This window comes from Achromobacter pulmonis, assembly GCF_902859765.1.
Classification (GTDB): domain Bacteria; phylum Pseudomonadota; class Gammaproteobacteria; order Burkholderiales; family Burkholderiaceae_B; genus Achromobacter; species Achromobacter pulmonis.
The window spans coordinates 152,570-172,291 of the sequence record NZ_CADIJV010000005.1; the positions used below are offsets into that span (position 1 = coordinate 152,570).

Below are 19,722 nucleotides of genomic sequence, written 5' to 3' on the forward strand. Positions count from 1 at the left end.
GGGCGTCAGCCCCCCAGCGCGGCCAGGTTGAGCGCGTGGCTGTGGCCGATCCATACCGCGCAGTCGCGGTGGTCACGCAGCGATTCGCCGGTATTGGGATGCAGGAACACGTCCAGCGCGCCATGGTTCAGCGTCAGCCAGGTGAGCACGCGCGGCAGCGCGGCTGGCGCGAAGGCGAGCTGGTAGCTCCATTGCGGATGCGGGCCGACCGGACGTTCGTGAAAGCGGCCCATCTGGAGGCTGTCGCCGAACGCGGCGATGATCCGGTCGCGCAGCGCCCAGGCCGCATCGCGGCTGTCGGCGTTGAAATAGACGTGGGCGTGCCAGCTGTCGACGCTGGCGGGGTCCAGGATCATGGCGGTCAACCTCCGGCGCGCTTGGCGCGATAGCCGAGTTTTTCGAGCGCGGCCAGGATGCGGTCGCAGTGATCGCCCTGCACTTCGATGACGCCGTCCTTGACGGTGCCGCCGGAGCCGCAGGCGGTGCGCAACTGCTTGCCCAGCGCGGCCAGCGCGTCGTCGTCCAGCGGCAGCCCCTTGACCACGGTCACGGCCTTGCCGCCGCGCCCCTTGGTTTCGCGCGAGACGCGCGTGGCGCCGGCGGGCGGCATGGGCCGTGCCGCCACCTTGCATTGGCAAGCGGCGAGCGGTTGGCGGCATTGCGGGCACATCTGGCCACCGTCGGTGGAATAGACGAGCCCGCCTCGGGAGCTGCTTTTCATGGGGATTGCGGGGTGTTGCGGTTCAGGCAGCCATTATGCCGCAGCGGCCGCCGCGCCTCTTGCCGGTGCTTGTTCATTCGTCGAAACCGCGCGGCCCCAGCGCCTCGACCAGGTAGTCGATGAACGACTTGATGCGCGACGAGATCGCGGTGTTGCGGTAGTACACCGCATTGACCGGCTGGCGCACGTCCAGCGTCTGGCGCGGGAACAGCTGGCGCAGGGCGCCGGACTGGCGGTCGGCGCGCGTCATGAAGTCCGACAGGCAGACGATGCCGGCGTCATTCAGCGCCAGTTGCCGCAGGGTCTCGCCGTTGAACGCGCGCAGCGCCGGCTGGATGTGCAGCGGCTGGCCATCGGCGTCCGCCAGCGGCCATTCGTTCAGCGATTCCAGCTGCGAGAATCCCAGCAGGGTGTGTGCGCTCAGGTCGGCCACGCGCCGCGGCGTGCCGTGCGCCGCCAGGTAGCCGGGGCTGGCCAGCACCCGCACGCGGCTGCGGCCGATCGGCACGGCATGCAGCGACGAGTCCTTCAGGTTGCCGATGCGCAGCGCCAGATCAGTGCGGCGCTCCAGCAGGTCGATGTTGCCTTCGTTGCTGTTCAACTCCAGTTCGACCTTGGGATAGCGCTGGCGGTAGCCCGGCACCAGCGGCACGATCACATGCAGCATGAAGGGCGAGGCGGCGTCGACCCGCAGGCGTCCGGCTGGCTGGTTGCGGCGCGCGCGCATCTGTTCCTCGGTCTCTTCGACCGCGGCGATGATCTTGCGGGCCTGCTCCAGGTAGGCGCTGCCTTCCTCGGTCAGTTCCAGCCGCCGGGTGGTGCGGCGCATCAGCGTGGTCTGCAGCTTTTCCTCCAGCCGCGTCATGGTGCGGCTGGTGGCGGAAATGGTCTGCTGCAGCGCATCGGCGGCGGCGGTGATCGAGCCGCAGTCCACGATGGCGATGAACACCTGCATTTCGTCGAGGGTTGTCTTCATCTTTGACGTCATATCAAAAGTATTTCGCCAATATAGGGCTTATTCCGCAAGTATTGCGCGGGCACACTGAGCGCATTCCAACACTTTCCGCGAGTTTTACATGAGCATTCCGTCTTTTGGCGTCGGCACGTTCCGCCTGCAGGGCCAGGTCGTCATCGATTCCGTGCGCAACGCGCTGGCGGTCGGCTACCGCGCCGTCGACACCGCGCAGATCTATGAAAACGAGGCCGAGGTCGGCCAGGCCATCGAGGCCAGCGGCGTCGCCCGCGGCGAGCTGTTCCTGACCACCAAGATCTGGGTGCCGAACTACGGCCGCGCCAGACTCGCGCCGAGCCTGAAGGACAGCCTGGCCAAGTTGCGCACCGACTACGTCGACCTGACCCTGATCCACTGGCCCGCGCCCGGCAACGGCGTTGCCATCGCCGAGATGATGGCCGGTTTGATGGACGCGCGCGAACAGGGCCTGACGCGCCGGATCGGCATTTCCAATTTCCCCATCGCCGAAACCCGCGAGGCCATCGCCGCCGTTGGCAAGGATGCGATCGCTACCAATCAGATCGAGTTGAGCCCGTATCTGCAGAACGCGAAGCTGGTGGACTTCCTGAATGAGCAGGGCATTCCCGTCACCTCCTACATGACGCTGGCCTACGGCAAGGTGCTCAAGGACCCGGTGATCGGCCAGATCGCGCAGCGCCATGCCGCCACGCCGGCGCAGGTGGCCCTGGCCTGGGCGCTGCTGCGCGGCTTCGCCGTGATTCCGTCGTCGACCAGGCGCGAGAACCTGGCGAGCAACCTGCTGGCCCGCGACCTGCGCCTGACCGAGGCCGATATGGCGCAGATCGCCGCGCTCGAACGCAATGGCCGCGAGGTCGACCCGGCGGGCCTGGCGGCGGCCTGGGACTGAGACAGGGGCTCGGCGTCAGCGGCGCCCGGCCCTGGGGGCGAAACCGGGCCGGCGCGGCTTGAACGGGGCAGGCTGTCCACGGCGTGGGCCAACCGCGCGGCCCCGTCAGCAAAACGCCAACCGAGTTGCGGTAAGGTAATTGCTTCCTTCAGAGATTCCGCACGGAGCAGAACTTGAAATACCGCAAACTCGGCCGTACCGACCTGGACGTCAGCCTGATCGGCCTGGGCACCATGACCTGGGGCGAGCAGAACACCGAGGCCGAGGCCCACCAGCAGTTGGACTACGCGCTGGAGCGCGGCGTCAACCTGGTCGACGTGGCCGAAATGTATCCGGTGCCGCCCAAGGCCGAAACCCAGGGCCTGACCGAAACCTATATCGGCACCTGGCTGGCGCGCGGCAAGCGCCGCCACGACATCGTGCTGGCCAGCAAGGTGGCCGGTCCGGTGCGCGACCCCAAGCGCCCCGGCCACATCCGCGACGGCAAGACCTTCCTGGACCGCAAAAACCTGACCGAGGCGCTGGACGCCAGCCTCAAGCGCCTGCAGACCGATTACCTGGACCTGTACCAGTTGCACTGGCCCGACCGCACCACGGCCACCTTCGGCCAGCTGTCGTATCCGTGGGTCAAGGACGAGCACACCGTGCCCATCGAGGAAACCCTGTCGGTGCTGCAGGACTTCGTGCGCGCCGGCAAGGTGCGCCACGTCGGCGTCTCCAACGAAACGCCCTGGGGCGTGGCGCAGTTCCTGAAGGCTTCCGACAACCTCGGCCTGCCGCGCATCGCCTCGATCCAGAACGCCTACAGCCTGCTGAACCGTGTCTACGAGATCGGCCTGTCGGAATTCACCCACCACGAAGGCGTGGGACTGCTGGCCTATTCGCCGCTGGCCATGGGCATGCTTTGCGGCAAGTACCTCGACGGCGCCCGCCCGGCTAATGCCCGCCTGACGCTGTACACGCGCTTCACCCGTTACAGCAACCCGCAGGCCGAAGCCGCCACCCGCGCGTACGTCGAACTGGCGCGCCAGCACGGCATCTCGCCGACCCACCTGGCGCTGGCCTGGGTCAACCAGCGCCCGTTCGTCACCAGCAACCTGATCGGCGCGACCAATCTGCAGCAGTTGAAGGAAAACATCGACAGCGTCGACGTCGAACTGCCGGCAGACGTGCTGCAGGCCATCGAGCAGATCCACGCGCGCCACCCGAACCCGGCGCCCTGAGCGCCGCCGATGCCAGGCGGTCCATCCGGCCCGCCTGGCGGCCGCGCCTGTCTTGCGCTCGCGCCGCTCAGTACACATCGCGCACATAGCGCTTGTCGGCGGCCATGCGCGCCACGTAGGCGGCCGCCGCATCGGCATCCATGCCGCCGTGTTCCGCCACCACCTGCCTGAGCATGGCGTCCACATCCCGCGCCATGCGGCCGGCATCGCCGCAGACGTAAAAATGCGCGCCATCCGCCAGCCACGCCCATAGCCGCGCGCCTTGTTCGCGCATGCGATCCTGCACATACACCTTGGCGGCCTGATCGCGCGAGAACGCCAGGTCCAGCCGCGTCAGCAGGCCGTCGTCGCGCAGCGCCTGCAGTTCGTCGCGATAGTAGAAATCGCTGGCCGCGTGCCGTTCGCCGAAAAACAGCCAGTTGCGGCCGCGGTCGCCGCGCGCCCGCCGTTCCTGCAGGAAGGCGCGGAACGGCGCCACGCCGGTGCCGGGGCCCACCATGATCATCGGCGTGTCGCCCTGACGCGGCGGACGGAAATGGCTGGCTTGCTGCACGAAGACAGGCACGTCGGCCTCGCCGGCGCGGTCGGCCAGGAATGTTGACGAGACGCCCTTGCGTTGCCGTCTGCCGTTGTCGTAGCGCACGGCGGAAACCGTCAGGTGGACCGCGTCGGGATGCGCTTTGGGGCTGGAGGCAATGGAGTAGAGGCGCGGCTGCATGCGCTTGAGCGCGTCCAGCCAGGCCTGTGCGGGCAGCGCCACGGGGAACGCGTGCAGCACATCGGCCAGCTGCTTGCCCCACAGCCATTGCCGCAGGTCGGCGCGGCGCTCCTCGGCCAGCAACTGTCGCAGGCCGGAGTCGCACGCGTGTTCCGCGATCAGCGCCAGCGTGGCGGGCGCGGGGCGCGCGATTTCGTAATGCGCGGACAGCGCCCGGGCCAGCGGCATGTCGCCGACGCCCGGCACGCTGGCCACGGCATCGCCCGACAGGCCGGTCTGCGCCAGCAGTTCCTCCACCAGCTCGGGACAGTTCACCGGCCATACGCCCAGGGCGTCGCCGGCCTCGTAGTCCAGTCCCGTGCCGGCGATGTCCAGCGCCAGCGCGCGCGTGTCCTTGTCGCCGCTGGCGTTCAGCCGCTGGTTGCCGATCAGGCGCGCGGGGGCCGGCCGCGTCCGGGACGGGGGCGCGGGGCGCGCACCGGCCGGCGGGGCGAGCGGCTCGGGCGGCGCGAGGCCGACCACCACGGGGGACGGGGTGTCGGCCGCCAGCGCCGCCGCGATGTCGTCCGGCATCCGGCCACCGGCCGGATGGCCATGTTGTTCCGCCTCGGCCGCATGGATGGCGGCGATGACGCTTTCCAGCCAGGCGTCGGCCAGCGCTTCGTAGTCCGTACCGCAATCGACCCGCGCCAACAAGGGCTGCGCGCCCAGTTGCGCCAGCCGCTGGTCGAGCCGGCGACCGTGGCCGCAGAAAGCGTCATAGTTGCTGTCGCCCAGCGCCAGCACCGCATAGCGCAGCGACGCCAGCCGCGGCGCATCGGCGGCCGACAGGGCGCGCCACAGGTCCTGGCCGTTGTCCGGCGCGTCGCCATCGCCGAAGGTGCTGGTGATCAGCAGCAGGTACTGCGCGCGAGCCAGGGCATCGAGCGCACGGTCGGCCATGCAGGCGGTGCGCAATTCGAATCCGGCCGCGGCCAGCGCGCTGGCGCTGCGTTCCACCAGCGACTCGGCATTGCCGGTCTGCGAGGCCCACAGCAGTGTCACGCGCGGACGCGGGCCGATGATGCGGACGGCGCTTTCCTCGGAGCCGGCGGCCGCGGTGATCGCCGACGCGGCGTGCATCGGCGCGCGGCTGTAAAGGCCATGCAGCGGGCCGTTCAACCACAGGCGGGTGGCGTCGTCGAAAGGCGCATGGACGGGCAGTTCGGGTACGCCGGACGCGCCGCCGGCCTGCCGCAAGCCGCCAAGAAAGCCCGACAGGTAATGGCGTTGGCGCGTATCCAGCGCGGGCGGCTCGCCGCCCGCCAGGCCCAGCACGGCGGCCATGGCCTCGGCCGGCGCTGTCGCGCCAGCCAATGCGGCGACCGGCAGCGGGGCCGTGTCGGCGGGCAAGGGGGCGGCCGTCACAGGCGCCTGCACGCGGCACAGCGCAACCGCGCAGAACTTCAGCTCCGGCTGTTGCGATAGCGGATCGATGGCGTCGCTGGTGACGGCGTTGATGCAGAGTTCATCGCCATACACGTCGTTCCAGTGCATGGGCGCGAAGCAGTTGCCGGGCCGCACCCGGTCGGTGACGACGGCGGGCAACACCGCGCGGCCGCGGCGCGAGCGGATCTCGACGCTGTCGCCGGCGCCGACGCCGAGCGTGGCCGCGTCGTCGGGGTGGATCTCCACGAACGGCGCGGGATTGAGCTTGTTCAGCATCGGCACCTTGCCGGTCTTGGTCAGCGTATGCCACTGATGCTGCAGCCGCCCCGTGTTGAGCACCATGGGGTAGTCGGCATCGGGCAGCTCGGCCGGATCCCCGTGCGGCCGCGCATGGAACTGCGCGCGACCGTTGGCGGTGGCGAACACCAGGCGCGGGCGGGCGCCGTCGTCCGCCAGGAGCGATGGCTGGCTGATGCCGTCGTTGAGATAGCGGATCGGATTGCGCTCCGGGCCGTCGGCGCGCGCGCAGGGCCATTGCAGCGGCGTCTCGCGCAGCCGCGCATGGCTGGCGCCGCGCAGGTCGTAGCCGGTGGCGGGGTTGGAGAAGCCGGCGATCTCATCGAACACCTCGGCCGCGCTGGCGTACTGGAACGCGTGGCCGTAGCCCATCTCGCAGGCCACGGTGGCGATGATGCGCCAGTCGGGCAGGGCGTCGCCGGGCGGCGGCACGGCTTGCGGCATCAGCGTCAGGGTGCGTTCGGAATTGATCATCACGCCCTCGGCCTCGGCCCACAGCGCGCCGGGCAGCAGGATGTCGGCGTAGCGGTTGGTCTCGGTATCCAGGTAGGCGTCCTGCGCGATCACCAGTTCCGCCGCCCGCAGCCCGGCCACGATGTTGGCGCGGTTGGCCACGCTGGCCACCGGGTTGGTGCAGATGATCCAGCAGGCCTTGACCTCGCCCGCGGCCATGCGTTGGAACAGGTCGATGGTGCCTTGCCCGAGCCGCGTAGGCAGCGTGCCGGCGGGCACGCCCCAGCGTGCCTCGACAAAGGCGCGATCCGAGGCCGACAGCACGCTGCGCTGGCCCGGCAGGCCGGCGCCCATGTAGCCCATCTCGCGCCCGCCCATGGCGTTGGGCTGGCCGGTCAGCGAGAACGGCCCGCTGCCGGGCCGGCAGATGCGGCCGGTGGCCAGGTGCAGGTTGCACAGCGCGTTGGTATTCCAGGTGCCGTGGGTGCTCTGGTTCAGCCCCATGGTCCAGCAGCTCATCCATTCGGGCGCCGCGCCGATCCAGTCGGCGGCGTGGCGCAATTGCGCGGCGGGAATACCGGTCAGCGTCTCGACCCGCTCGGGCGCATAGTCGCGCAGGAAGTCCGGCATCGCCTCCCAGCCGTCGGTGTGGGTGGCGATGAAGGCCGCATCGGTCTTGCCCGCCGCGTGCAGCAGGTGCAGCAGGCCATTGAGCAGCGCCAGGTCGGTGCCCGGACGGATCGCCAGGTGCAAATGCGCTTTCTCGGCGGTGGTGGTGCGGCGCGGGTCGACCACGATCAGGCGCGCGCCGGCCTTGACCCGTTCCATCATGCGCAGGTACAGGATCGGATGGCAATCCGCCATGTTGGCGCCGATCACCAGGAACAGATCGGCGCGGTCGATGTCCTCGTAAGATCCAGGCGGCCCGTCGGCGCCCAGCGACAGTTTGTAGCCGCTGCTGGCGCTGGCCATGCACAGGCGCGAATTCGATTCGATGTTGTTGGTGCCGATGAAGCCCTTGGCCAGTTTGTTGGCCAGGTATTGGGCCTCGATCGACATCTGTCCCGACACGTACAGCGACACCGCGTCTGGGCCATGCGCATCGATGATGGCGCGCAACCGCGTGGCGGTGTCGCGCAGGGTGTCCGCCATCGGCCGCGGCGCCAGATCCTGTCCACGGCGGGCGCGCACGTAGGCGTGTTCCAGCCGGCCCGACTGGCGCAGGGCGATGTGGGCCGAGGACCCCTTGGTGCACAGGCGGCCGAAGTTGCTGGGATGGTCGCGGTTGCCGGTGATTTTCACCACCTGCTCCCGTTCCACGTGCAGGGTCATGCCGCAGCCCACGCCACAGTAGGGGCAGACGGTGTCGACGGTGCGCGGGGTGCCGCTCATGCTCGGCTCCAAAAAAGAAAGGCGCCCTGCCTGCGCGGCCAGCGGGCCGGGCGGGCAGGGCGCCATTGCCCTGGTTTCCCGGCAGCGCCGGGTCGATACCCCGTCGATGCAAGTTCCATGCCAATCGCTTGCCACGGGCGGGCAGCGGGGCATGGGGAGCGGCGGCGTGCGCGGTGGTGCGCGGCCGCACCGGGTTGGTGCGGCGCGGAACCGTTTGGGTGCGCGGCGGGGGTGGCGGCGCGGCGCCGCGCGGGCGCCGCCGGGATGGCACGCTTATTGCTTTGATTGCCATACCGGGCCCGTGTCCGGCCAGACAACGCAAGCATTGCAGGCAACGGCGCCCGGACCCAACAGTCCCGGGCGCCGTTTGTCTTTTTGGAAACCGAACGGCTCCGCCTGGATGGACCCATGAATACAGCGACCTCCACGACTCCCATGCAGACCCTGATCGTCATCGGCAACGGCATGGTCGGCCATCACTGCGTCGAGCAACTGATCGAGCGCGGCGCGCTGGCGCGCTACCGCATCCTGGTGCTCGGCGAAGAGACCCGGCGGGCCTACGATCGCGTACACCTGTCCGAGTACATCGGCGGGCGCGACGCCGAATCGATGGCCATGAGCGAGGCCGCGTTCTATGAACGGCCGGGCCTGACGTTGCGGCTGGGCACGCCGGTGCTGCGCATCGACCGCCAGGCGCGGCAGGTGGTGACGGCGGACGGCAGCCATGGTTACGACAAGCTGGTGCTGGCCACCGGCTCCTATCCCTTCGTGCCGCCGATCGCCGGCGCCGAAGGCGCGTCGCGCCTGGTGTACCGCACGCTGGATGATCTGGACCAGATCCGCGCGGCCGCCGACGGCGCCCGGCGCGGTGTGGTGGTCGGCGGCGGGCTGCTGGGCCTGGAGGCCGCCAACGCGCTCAAGTCGCTCGGGCTGGAAGCGCACGTGGTCGAGTTCGCGCCGCGCCTGATGCCGGTGCAATTGGACGAGGCCGGCGGCGCCGCGCTCAAGGCGCGCATCGAAGCGCTGGGCGTGGGCGTGCACGTGGCGCGCGCCACGCAGGAAATCAAGGACGGCACGCAGTACCGCTACCGCATGCGCTTCGCCGAGGGCGCGCCGCTGGAGACCGATCTGGTCGTGTTCTCGGCAGGCATCCGCCCGCGCGACGGCCTGGCGCGCCAGGCGGGACTGACCGTGGCCGAGCGCGGCGGCGTCGCTGTCGATGGCCATTGCCGCAGCAGCGATGCATCGATCTACGCGATCGGCGAGTGCGCCGCGTTCGACGGCGCCATCTTCGGGCTGGTCGCGCCCGGCTACCAGATGGCGCGGGTGGCCGCCGCCGACCTCTGTGGCCAGGAAAGCGCGCCGTTCGCTGGCGCCGACATGTCGACCAAGCTCAAGCTGCTGGGGGTGGACGTCGGATCGATCGGCGATGCCCACGGCGCCACGCCGGGCGCGCGCAGCTATCGCTACATCGATGAGGCCGGCGCCTCGTACCGCCGCCTGGTGGTGTCGGCCGACGGCAAGCGCGTGCTGGGCGCGGTGCTGGTGGGCGACAACCGCTACTACGACACGCTGCTGCAGTACGCGCAGAACGGCATCGCACCGCCGGCCGACCCGGCCAGCCTGATCCTGCCCGCCGGCCAGGCCGCGCCCGCGCTGGGCGCCGACGCGTTGCCGGCCACCGCCACCATCTGTTCATGCCACAACGTCAGCAAGGCCGCCATCTGCGAGGCGCTGGACGGCGGCTGCGCCGATGTCGGCGGCGTCAAGGCCTGCACCAAGGCGGCCACGGGTTGCGGCGGCTGCGCCGCGCTGCTCAAGCAGGTGGTGGAACACGAACTGGCCAGCCGCGGCATCGCGGTCGACAAAAGCCTGTGCGAGCATTTCGCGTATACCCGCCAGGAGCTCTACGCCATCGTGCGGGTGCAGGGCATCGAGTCGTTCGAGGAACTGCTGGCGCGCCACGGCCGCGGCCAGGTCGGCTGCGACCTGTGCAAGCCGGTGGTGGCGTCGATCCTGGCGTCGTGCTGGAACCGGCCGATCCAGGACCCGCACCTGGTGCCGCTGCAGGACACCAATGACACCTTCATGGCCAATATGCAGAAGAACGGCACCTACTCGGTGGTGCCGCGCATCCCGGGCGGCGAGATCACGCCCGACGGCCTGATCGCGATCGGCGCCGTGGCCAGGAAGTACAAGCTCTACACCAAGATCACCGGCGGCCAGCGCATCGACCTGTTCGGCGCGCAGCTGCACGAGCTGCCCGACATCTGGGCCGAACTGATCGCCGCCGGCTTCGAGACCGGCCACGCCTACGGCAAGTCCACCCGCACCGTGAAGTCCTGCGTCGGCAGCACCTGGTGCCGCTACGGCGTGCAGGACAGCGTCGCCATGGCGCTGCGCATCGAAGACCGCTACAAGGGCCTGCGGGCGCCGCACAAGCTCAAGTTCGCGGTCTCGGGCTGCACCCGCGAATGCGCCGAGGCGCAGAGCAAGGACATCGGCGTCATCGCTACCGAAAACGGCTGGAACCTGTACGTGTGCGGCAATGGCGGCATGCGGCCGCGCCACGCCGAGCTGTTCGCGCAGGATCTGGATGACGCCACGCTGATCCGCTATATCGATCGCCTGCTGATGTTCTACATCCGCACCGCCGATAAGCTGCAGCGCACCTCGGTCTGGCGCGAGTCGCTGGAAGGCGGCCTGGATTACCTGAAAGCCGTGGTCATCGACGACAGCCTGGGGCTGGGCGCCGAGCTGGAGGCGCAGATGCAGCTGGTGGTGGACCGTTATGAATGCGAGTGGGCCAATGCCCTGTCCGATCCGGAAAAGCTCAAGCGTTTCCGCACTTTCGTCAACAGCGCGGCGGCGGACCCGGACATCCGCTTCGTGCAGGAGCGGGGCCAGCCGCGGCCCGCGCCCGCCGCGCGCGTGATTCCCATCGCCGAGGAGCTTGCCTGATGCGCCCGAATGCCGCCCTGGCCACCCCGCCTGTCCTCGACACGCCCGCCACCGCGCCCCCTGCCGCCTGGCGTCCCGCCTGCGCGCGCCACGACCTGGTGGCCTATTCCGGCGTGGTGGCGTTGGTGGACGGTCTTCAGGTGGCCCTGTTCTACCTGCCGGACGCCGCTGAAGGCACGCTCTACGCTCTCGACAACCGCGATCCGAAATCGGGCGCTAACGTCATCGGTCGCGGCATCGTGGGCCACCTGGCGGGCGAACTGGTGGTGGCCTCGCCGCTCTACAAGCAGCATTTCCGGCTGCGCGACGGCGCCTGTGTCGAATATCCCGAACAATCGCTGCGGGCCTGGCCGGTGCGTTTCCACGGCGATAAGGTGCAGGTCCAGCCGCCGGCGGCGGGTTGAGGATGTCCGCGATGTCGCCACGCGCCATGCCTTCGACCTTGCGTTTCCTCCTGGCGGCCCGCCGCAGCGAACTGCATGGGCTGGAGGCGCTGGCCGGCACTTGCGAACTGGCCACCCTGGTCAGCAAGCTGGTGCACGTGCTGCAGAAAGAGCGCGGCTCGTCCAACCTGTACCTGCGGGGCGGCCAGGATACGTTGCGCCAGACCCTGGCCGGCCTCAGTTCCGATGCCTGCGCGGTCGAGGAAGAGGTGCGCCGCTTCCTCGACCGGCTCGAACCGGACGCCACCCGCAGCGCGGGTAAGGCGCGCCTGCTCAATTGCGTTGCGTGTGCCCTGTACCGGCTGGACGAACTGCCGCGCACGCGCCGCGCCATCCGCGATCGGCGGGTGGCGGCCGAGGAAGCGGGCGCGGTTTTCACGCGGCTCATCGCCAGCCTGTTTGCGCTGGTGTTCGAGGCCGCCGATTCCTCGCTGGACGCGGGTGTCACGCGCCTGCTGGTGGCCCTGCTGAATTTCATGCAAGGCAAGGAACTCTGCGGCCAGGAGCGTGCCTATGGCGTCACGGGCTATACCGCCGGCTACTTCACCGAGTCGCAGAAGGCCCGGGTGCGCGAACTGATGGACCTGCAGGCGCGTTGCTTCGACAGCTTCGCCCAATACGCCAACCCGCAGGCGCTGGCGGCCTGGCAGCAGGTGGAGCAGGGCGCCGCCCCGGTGCAGCGGCTACGCGACATTGCCTTGCGTACCTCTGACGCCGAGCGCGTCGACACCGGCCTGGCCGAGTTGTGGTTCGCCCTGTGCACCGAACGCATCGACGCCATGCGCGCGGTCGAAAGCCTGCTGGCCGAGGCGTTGACGCTGCAATGCCACCGCCGCATCGTCGAGACGCGCGCCGAACTCGACAACCACCGGCTACTGTTGAGCCGCTTTGCCGATCACGCCAGCGACGCGGCGCCGGCGATGCTGTTCCAGTTGCAGGGCCGCATTCTCGATGTGCCGCCGCAGGACGGCGTGGGCGAAGCGATGGAGCGCTCCATCCTGGATCTGATGCGCGAGCAGGCGCAGCGCCTGCGCCAGTCCGATGATGCGCTGGCGCTGGCTCGCGGCGCGCTGGAGGAGCGGCGCCGCATCGAGCGCGCCAAGTGGCTGCTGGTCAGCCGCCACGGCCTGAGCGAACAGGCCGCGCACGACCAATTGCAGCGCGTGGCGATGGACCACCGGCGTTCGCTCGACGAGGTCGCGCGGCAGGTGCTGGCCGAACTGGAGCCCGCCGCGCGCTGAGCGGCGCTGCGTTACGCGGCCGGCACCTCCCACAGCGCGTCGGGCAGGAAGCCGTCCTGCTCGCCCTTGCGGGCATAGCCCAGCGGATTGGCCACCACGCGGCAGCCATCCTTTACGTAATCGAGCGGGCAATGCAGGTGGCCGTGCATCCACAGGTCGGCCAGCGGCAGCAGGTGGTCCAGTGCATTGCAGAAACCCGCCGTGCCCGCCGTGACGCCATAGCGCGGATCGGCGCTGGCCAGGCTCGGCGCGAAGTGGGTGATGGCCAGGGTCGGGCCGTCGAACGGCACGCGCAGCGCCTGTTCCAGCCAGGCCTGACAGGCCAGCCCCTGTTCGCGCATCTGCTCGGCCATGAAGGCCGCGCCGTGGCGCCGCATCTGTGCTTTCTCCAGATAAAAGTCGGCGGCGCGAAAAGCCTTGCCGCGCTTGGCCAGCACTTGCGTCAGCGTGTCGCCGGGCGCGGCCAGCGCGTCGAAATCGGTCCACAGCGTGGTGCCCACCAGGCGCACGCCGTCGATCACCCGCGTATCGCGTTCCAGCCACTGGATTTCCAACTGGTGGCAGAGCGCCTGCAGGCGCTCGTGGGTCTGGTCGAAATCGAGGTTGTCGTATTCATGGTTGCCCGGCACGTACACCACCGGCGTCGGCCAGCCGTTGCGCGGCGCGTAGCGGCCCAGGCCGAAGTCGTCGGTGGTCAGCCGGGAGCGCGCCTGGTACGAGCCGATGTCGCCGGCCAGCACCAGCAGGTCCGCGCCCGGCACCGGCTGCGCGGTGAACGTGGGATCGGATTCCAGGTGCAGGTCGGACAGCAATTGAATTTTCATGGGCCAGGGCTTGTGTTGGTTGCGATTCGCAAGTAAATTGGTTGCGACCCGCAACTTCAGGACGCGACACCATGGATCTTATCGACTTTCCTTCCCGATCCCGGGAACAGACCATCCGCGACCTGCGGGAATTCTCGCGCAAACTGGTGCGCGAGCTGGGCTTCATGCGGCCATCCCTGGCCGGCAGCGACCTGGCGCCGTCGGCGGTGCACGCCATCATCGAGATCGGCCTGCAGCCCGGTATCCAGGCGCGCGACCTGGCCCTGGTGCTGCGGCTGGACAAGTCCAACACCAGCCGCCAGGTCGCCAAGCTCGAAGCGGCCGGCCTGGTGGCGCGCGAAAGCGACAGCGGCGACGCGCGCGCGTCGCGCCTGTCGCTCACGCCCGACGGCCTCGCGCTGCGCAACCGCATCGACCAGTTCGCCACCGAGCAGGTTTCGCGGGCGTTGCGCCAGCTGGCGCCGCCCGACCAGGAAATCCTGGTGCGCTATCTGTCCTTGTATGCCGACGCCTTGTCGCGCGAAAACCCCAACACCCGCGCCGCGCAGGCCAGCGATATGATCGACGCGCAGATCCAGGAGGGCTACGCGCCTGGCTGTATCGGCGACGTGGCCGCCTTGCACGCGCGCTACTACGCCCAGGCCGCCGGCTTCGGCGTGGTGTTCGAGCGCCTGGTGGCCACGGGGCTGGCGGCCTTCGCCGAAAGCCTGCCCGCGCCCGGCAAGAACCTGTGGCGCTACACCGACGGCAATCGCACCCTGGCCTCCATCGTCATCGACAGCGACCTGGCGGCGCGCACGGCGCACTTGCGCTGGTTCATCGTCGATGAATCGTTGCGCGGCATGGGCGTGGGGCGCGCGTTGCTGGCGCGCGCCATGGCCTTCGTCGATACGCTGGAAATTGACGAAACGTATCTGTGGACCTTCAAGGGCCTGGATGCCGCGCGCCATCTGTACGAGTCCGCGGGCTTCGTGCTGACGCAGGAAGCCGAGGGCACGCAGTGGGGCGGCGTGGTGATCGAGCAGCGCTTCAGCCGCCGCGCCCGTTGACACACCGTTGACGCATCCGGACACACACTGAGGCCGCGCGCGCGCCGCGGCCCGCTGTCTTTCATTGCGCTGTCACTTCGCGTTCCTAGACTCGCTGGGGTCTTGCCGATCCTTCGCGGCAAGGCTGGTCCTTCCCTTTCCAAAGAACCTCCCCATGCCCTCCCCGAGTCTTGCAAGAACCCTTGCCGCGGTCCTGTTCGCCGCCGCTACGCTCGCCGCCTGTGGCGGCGACGATTCCCCGGATGATCCCGCGCAGCCGCCGGCCGCCGAACACCCTCCGCCCGCGCCGCAGCTGCGTTGCGCGCCGTAAGCGGCGGTTGCGCCGACCTCAACGAATCCGAGTATCCCCGATGACCTCCCGCCGCAATTTCCTCCAGACCGCCACCGGCGCCGGCTTCGCCGCCGCCGCGCTGGCCGCCTTTCCGCCGAGCATCCGCCGCGCCCTTGCGATTCCCGCCAACAACGCCACCGGCACCATCAAGGACGTCGAGCATGTGATCATCCTGATGCAGGAGAACCGCTCGTTCGACCATTACTTCGGCACGCTCAAGGGCGTGCGCGGCTTTGGCGACCGCTTCACCATTCCGCTGGCCAACGGCCGCAAGGTCTGGCAGCAGCAGCGCGCCAACGGCGCCGTGCTGACCCCGTTCCATATCGATGGCAGCACCCACAACGCGCAGCGCGCCGCCGGCACGCCGCACAGCTGGGACGACAGCCAGAAGGCCTGGGACGGCGGCCGCATGGCGCAATGGCCCACGCACAAGAACGACATCTCGATGGGCTACTTCAAGGACCGCGAGATTCCGTTCCAGTTCGCTCTCGCCAACGCCTTCACCCTGTGCGATGCCTATCACTGTTCGATGCATACCGGCACCGATGCCAATCGCTCGTTCCACCTGACCGGCACCAACGGCGCCGTGCCCACCAACACCGCCTTCGTCAACAACGAATGGGACTGGATCGACGGCCTGCCGGCCAACGTCGACAAGGGCTACACCTGGATGACGTATGCCGAGCGGCTGGAGCAGGCCGGCGTCAGTTGGATTTCGTACCAGAACATGCCGGATGAATGGGGCGACAACATGCTTGGCGCTTTCCGCACCTTCCGTCAGGCCAACGTGGATTCCGGCTATCCGGTATCCAGCGGCGGCCAGCCCGGCGTGCCGTACGCCAACACCGGCCAGGCGCTGCCCTACAAGGCCTATGACCCTGCCACCGACAACGCCGCCAATCCGCTCTACAAGGGCATCGCCAACACCTTGCCGGGCGCCGCGCCCGAGAACTACCTGGACGCCTTCAAGCGCGATATCCGCGAAGGCCGGCTGCCCCAGGTGTGCTGGATGAACGCGCCGTCGATCTACTGCGAACACCCGGGCCCGTCGAGCCCGGTGCAAGGCGCCTGGTTCCTGCAGGAAGTGCTGGACGCGCTGACCGCCGTGCCCGACGTCTGGAGCAAGACGGTTCTGCTGGTGAACTTCGACGAGAACGACGGTTATTTCGACCACGTGCCTTCGCCTTCCGCGCCGTCGCGCGACGCCGGCGGCCAGCTGGCCGGCATGACCACGCTGGCCGATGCCGACATGGCATTCGAGTATTTCACGCACGCTTCGCCCGTCGGCAGCACCAGCCAGCCGGCGACCAAGGATGGCCGCGTCTACGGTCCCGGCCCGCGCGTGCCGATGTTCGTGATTTCGCCCTGGAGCCGCGGCGGCTGGGTCAATTCGCAAGTGTTCGATCACACCTCGGTGCTGCGCTTCCTGGAAGCGCGCTTCGGCGTGGCCGAGCCCAATATCAGCCCATTTCGCCGCGCGGTCTGTGGTGACCTGACCAGCGCCTTCAATTTCAAGACCCCCAACACCGAGCCGCTGCCGACCCTGGCGGGCCGCGCCACGCGCGCGGCGGCGGACCAGTTGCGCAGCGCGCAGGAAGCGTTGCCGCAGATGCCGTTGCCCACCGACATGCAACTGCCCCTGCAGGCCAGCGGCACGCGGCCGTCGCGCGCCTTGCCCTACGAATTGCACACCAGCGCGCGCTGCGCCGCGACGGGCACGGTGGAACTGGTGTTCGCCAATAGCGGCGCCCAGGGCGCGGTGTTCCATGTCTACGACCGCTATCACCTGGACCGCCTGCCGCGCCGTTACGCGGTCGAGGCGGGCAAGACGCTGTCCGATACCTGGGATGCGCTGCGGGACAACCTTGGCATGTATGACCTGTGGGTGCTTGGCCCCAATGGCTACCACCGCCACTTCAAGGGCGACACCAACCGCATCGCCGACAGCGGCGCGCTGCCCGAGATCCGGGTCTGCTACGACATCGCCAATGGCGAGGTCTACGCCGAGTGCATCAACACCGGCGCCAATGCCTGCACCTTCACCCTCACGCCGCAAGCCTACCGGCAGGATGCGCCCGTGGCGCTGGAGGTGGCCGGCGGCGGCAAGGCCAGCCGCCACTGGAACCTGGCCGCCAGCGGCCAGTGGTACGACTTCGACGTCACCTGCTCCAGCGACCCGGCGTTCTATCGCCGCTTCGCCGGCCGCGTGGAAACCGGCGCGCACACGGTGAGCGATCCGGCCATGGGCGTGGCCGGCCGCTGAGCCGGCCCGGCGCCGGCCAGGCGGTCGGCGCCGGGCGATCCGTTACTGGAACATGCCGCTCTCGACGCAGAACGTCACCAGTTCCTGGTCGGTCTGCACATTGAGCTTGCGCATGGCCGAGATCTTCTGGCCGCTGACCGTCTTGACGCTGCGTTTGAGGCTGTCGGCCACCTGCATCATCGATTCACCGCGGATGAAATGCCGCAGCACCTCGAATTCCTTGGGCGACAGGCTGTTGATGCGTTCGCCGATGAATTTGCTGCGCGCCGCCAGCGTGCCGTCGCGCTGAAAGCCCGGGGGATAGTACTTGCGGCCCAGTTGCAGTGCGTGCAGCGCGGTGACGATCTCGCCCAGGTTGTCGTGCTTGAACACCACCGCGTCGACGCCGGCGTCGTACAGCGCCGAGATGATCATGGGGTTCGAGACCATGGTCAGCACGACGACGCGCGTATCCGGATAGTGGCGCAGCAGGTACTTGATCAGGCGGATGCCGTCGCCGTATACCTCGTCGCCGGGCATGGAGTAGTCGGTAATGACAACCTCCGCCTGGTCGCGCGCCAACTGCTCGACCAACGCGGTCGGGCCGCCCAGCGTGGCGACGACGTCGAAGCTCAGGTCTTTGCGCAGCAGGTCGGTCATGGCCATCAATACGAGCGGATGGTCGTCGGCGATGACGATGCGGAGTCTTTGCATGCGAGGTGCAGTCAGTGGGGCCCGGTTGGGCATACGGCTCATTCTGCACCAGGATCCGGCCCTGAACCAGAATATTGCGCAGCCGGACGTAAGACCAAATCGTAGGTGCCGCGGCAGACGCCGGACATAAGAAGAATCTTAAAAAACAGGGACGCCGGCTCCGGACGGCAAAGGGCGCCCGCGGCTACGGGAGCGGTCCGGTCGAGCGGATGAATTGAGAATTTTCTTGTCCAGGCGCCCATTGCCGTTTGGCATCATCGTCGACTTACCCGCTCCAGTCTTCCAGCGTGCCGCGCCGCCGCCGGAATTGCGGCGCTCCCGCGCCGATACGAGGTTCCATGATGTTTCCCTCCACGCGCCGCCGCCGGCCGGCGTCCGTGGCACGGCTCCGCCATGCATGATGCCGTGCCGCCGTGGCCTGCGCGCGAAAACTCCCTGTTCCTGCGTTTCCAGCCGGTGTTCACGGCGCAGGGCCGGGTACACGAATACGCGGTGGCCGGCAGTCTCATGCCGTTGCGCAACGGCAGCGCGGGCCTGACCGCCCAGCGCAACCGCCTGCGGGCCGCCGCGGTGTTCGCCGCGCAATTCACCACGCCCATCGATATCTCCTTCGAACACGCCCTGGCCGCGCCCGACGGCGCCAGCCTGGCGCAACGCTTGTGCGCCGATCTGGATATCGGCCTGGCGCATGAGCTGCTCTGCTTTGGCGCGCCCGACGCGCTCACCTCGCCGCGCCTGTCCGGCCAACGGCTGGTCTTCGACCTGCCCTTGCTGCGCCATCTGTCGCCGCACGCGCAGGCGTTGGCCGCTTATGACGACTTCCCGGCCGGCCTGCGCGCGCGCCTGCTGCCGGCCCGCGGAGGCGGTAAGGCGGCGGCCGGCGGCAGCCTGCGCGTCGAAGGCCTGACGGTCCGCGTCCCGTCGGGCTTGGGGGGCAATCGTGCCTTGCAGCGGCGATTCCTCAGCCTGCTCGGCTACGCCGCCGATGCCAGGTTGGCGGTGGTGGCCGATGGCATTGACGACATCCACGATTTCGTTTGGCTGCGCCCGCAAAGGGGCCTGCTGTTCCGGGGCACGGCATTGTCGGCGCCGCTCAGCGCGCAGTGCCTGGAGGTCTGGCTGCGCGCCGACGGCCAGGCCTGGCGTAGTTTCAATGCCTGTGTCGCGCCATCGGGCTGGGCCGAGCGCTAGGCTGCGGCCCCGCGCACGCGCCAGCGCGTGACCCTCCCGCGGCGCGGGCGCGCCACGGCCGCCGGGTCATTCGGACTGCAGGCGGCCCAGGATGAAGCCATCGACCGCGCTGCTGCGCCCGCGCCACAGCGTGGGCTGGCCCGCGATCGGCGTGCCGTCGGCGGTGAAGAACAGGGCATCGTCCAGGTGGATGTAGTTGGGCAGCGGCTCGGCCGGCTGCGGCAGCCGGAAGACATCGCCCAATTCGGCCAGCGAGGTGCGCACCGACTGCCGGGCTTGCGGGTCCATGTCGGACAGGGAATCGGCGAAGGACGCGGCGAAGCGGTCGAAATACTCGGCGCCGGACACGATCGAGCCCGATACCAGCATGCCTCCCATTTGCAGCGTCACGCCGATGCTCTCGAGCTGGCCGCCGTTGTTCACCAGGTTCACCAGGAATTGCAGGAAGACGTCGGCCGGCGGCATGGGCAGGGCAGGGGTTTGGGGGTCGGCGGGGGTCGGTTCGAGACTCATGGCGGCGCATGCTCCGGAATAGGTGAAGGTGACACAAGATACTTGAACCCGGGGCGATGCGCACCGGGTGCAATCGGCGGATAAGCGAGGCGATCGGGCAT

Annotated in this window: 15 protein-coding genes; 8 read left to right on the forward strand and 7 right to left on the reverse strand. The window is 69.0% G+C overall.

Translation table 11 applies throughout. From position 1 onward, the window contains the following. Positions 1–5 precede the first annotated feature (5 nt). From HV701_RS06905 to HV701_RS06915, 3 genes are all read right to left on the reverse strand, one after another. A complete protein-coding gene (locus tag HV701_RS06905; protein ID WP_175132329.1) occupies positions 6–356 on the reverse strand; it encodes a DOPA 4,5-dioxygenase family protein in 351 nt (116 codons plus the stop codon). A 5-nt stretch (positions 357–361) separates the two neighbouring features. Then, a complete protein-coding gene (locus HV701_RS06910) occupies positions 362–721 on the reverse strand; it encodes a translation initiation factor Sui1 (protein ID WP_175132330.1) in 360 nt (119 codons plus the stop codon). 73 nt (positions 722–794) lie between these two features. Continuing rightward, positions 795–1,697, reverse strand: coding sequence for a LysR substrate-binding domain-containing protein (locus tag HV701_RS06915; RefSeq protein ID WP_175132331.1), 903 nt, complete (start codon positions 1,695–1,697; stop codon positions 795–797). 100 nt (positions 1,698–1,797) lie between these two features. Between HV701_RS06915 and dkgB the strand changes: the two genes are divergently transcribed. Together dkgB and HV701_RS06925 are read left to right on the forward strand one after the other, a co-directional pair. Then, positions 1,798–2,601, forward strand: coding sequence for a 2,5-didehydrogluconate reductase DkgB (gene dkgB, locus HV701_RS06920; RefSeq protein WP_175132332.1), 804 nt, complete (start codon positions 1,798–1,800; stop codon positions 2,599–2,601). A gap of 173 nt (positions 2,602–2,774) precedes the next feature. Then, positions 2,775–3,824 (forward strand): NADP(H)-dependent aldo-keto reductase, encoded by a 1,050-nt coding sequence (locus HV701_RS06925; protein WP_175132333.1) that lies wholly within the window; start codon positions 2,775–2,777, stop codon positions 3,822–3,824. Positions 3,825–3,891: 67 nt separating this feature from the next. Here HV701_RS06925 and HV701_RS06930 read toward each other — a convergent pair whose 3' ends face one another. Then, a complete protein-coding gene (locus tag HV701_RS06930) occupies positions 3,892–8,112 on the reverse strand; it encodes a bifunctional nitrate reductase/sulfite reductase flavoprotein subunit alpha (RefSeq protein WP_175132334.1) in 4,221 nt (1,406 codons plus the stop codon). Positions 8,113–8,520: 408 nt separating this feature from the next. Between HV701_RS06930 and nirB the strand changes: the two genes are divergently transcribed. The 3 genes from nirB to HV701_RS06945 are packed head-to-tail and all read left to right on the forward strand — an operon-like array spanning position 8,521 to position 12,757. After that, positions 8,521–11,073, forward strand: coding sequence for a nitrite reductase large subunit NirB (nirB, locus tag HV701_RS06935; protein WP_175132335.1), 2,553 nt, complete (start codon positions 8,521–8,523; stop codon positions 11,071–11,073). Further along, a complete protein-coding gene (gene nirD, locus HV701_RS06940; RefSeq protein ID WP_175132336.1) occupies positions 11,073–11,477 on the forward strand; it encodes a nitrite reductase small subunit NirD in 405 nt (134 codons plus the stop codon). The genes nirB and nirD overlap by 1 nt, the downstream gene beginning before the upstream one ends. A gap of 11 nt (positions 11,478–11,488) precedes the next feature. Then, a complete protein-coding gene (locus HV701_RS06945; protein ID WP_175132337.1) occupies positions 11,489–12,757 on the forward strand; it encodes a nitrate- and nitrite sensing domain-containing protein in 1,269 nt (422 codons plus the stop codon). Positions 12,758–12,768: 11 nt separating this feature from the next. Here HV701_RS06945 and HV701_RS06950 read toward each other — a convergent pair whose 3' ends face one another. After that, on the reverse strand, positions 12,769–13,581 hold the full coding sequence (locus HV701_RS06950) for a metallophosphoesterase (protein ID WP_175132338.1): 813 nt from the start codon (positions 13,579–13,581) through the stop codon (positions 12,769–12,771). A 71-nt stretch (positions 13,582–13,652) separates the two neighbouring features. Between HV701_RS06950 and HV701_RS06955 the strand changes: the two genes are divergently transcribed. Together HV701_RS06955 and HV701_RS06960 are read left to right on the forward strand one after the other, a co-directional pair. Next, positions 13,653–14,630 carry a bifunctional helix-turn-helix transcriptional regulator/GNAT family N-acetyltransferase gene (locus HV701_RS06955; RefSeq protein WP_175132339.1) on the forward strand — a complete coding sequence of 326 codons (978 nt, stop codon included), beginning with the start codon at positions 13,653–13,655 and terminating at the stop codon, positions 14,628–14,630. Positions 14,631–14,980: 350 nt separating this feature from the next. Continuing rightward, positions 14,981–17,224, forward strand: coding sequence for a phosphocholine-specific phospholipase C (locus HV701_RS06960; protein ID WP_175132340.1), 2,244 nt, complete (start codon positions 14,981–14,983; stop codon positions 17,222–17,224). 42 nt (positions 17,225–17,266) lie between these two features. Here HV701_RS06960 and HV701_RS06965 read toward each other — a convergent pair whose 3' ends face one another. After that, positions 17,267–17,917, reverse strand: coding sequence for a response regulator (locus HV701_RS06965; RefSeq protein ID WP_175132341.1), 651 nt, complete (start codon positions 17,915–17,917; stop codon positions 17,267–17,269). Between the two features lie 393 nt (positions 17,918–18,310). Between HV701_RS06965 and HV701_RS06970 the strand changes: the two genes are divergently transcribed. Continuing rightward, positions 18,311–19,108, forward strand: coding sequence for a hypothetical protein (locus HV701_RS06970; RefSeq protein WP_175132342.1), 798 nt, complete (start codon positions 18,311–18,313; stop codon positions 19,106–19,108). 66 nt (positions 19,109–19,174) lie between these two features. Here HV701_RS06970 and gvpU read toward each other — a convergent pair whose 3' ends face one another. Continuing rightward, positions 19,175–19,621, reverse strand: coding sequence for a gas vesicle accessory protein GvpU (gene gvpU, locus HV701_RS06975; RefSeq protein WP_175132343.1), 447 nt, complete (start codon positions 19,619–19,621; stop codon positions 19,175–19,177). Positions 19,622–19,722 lie beyond the last annotated feature (101 nt).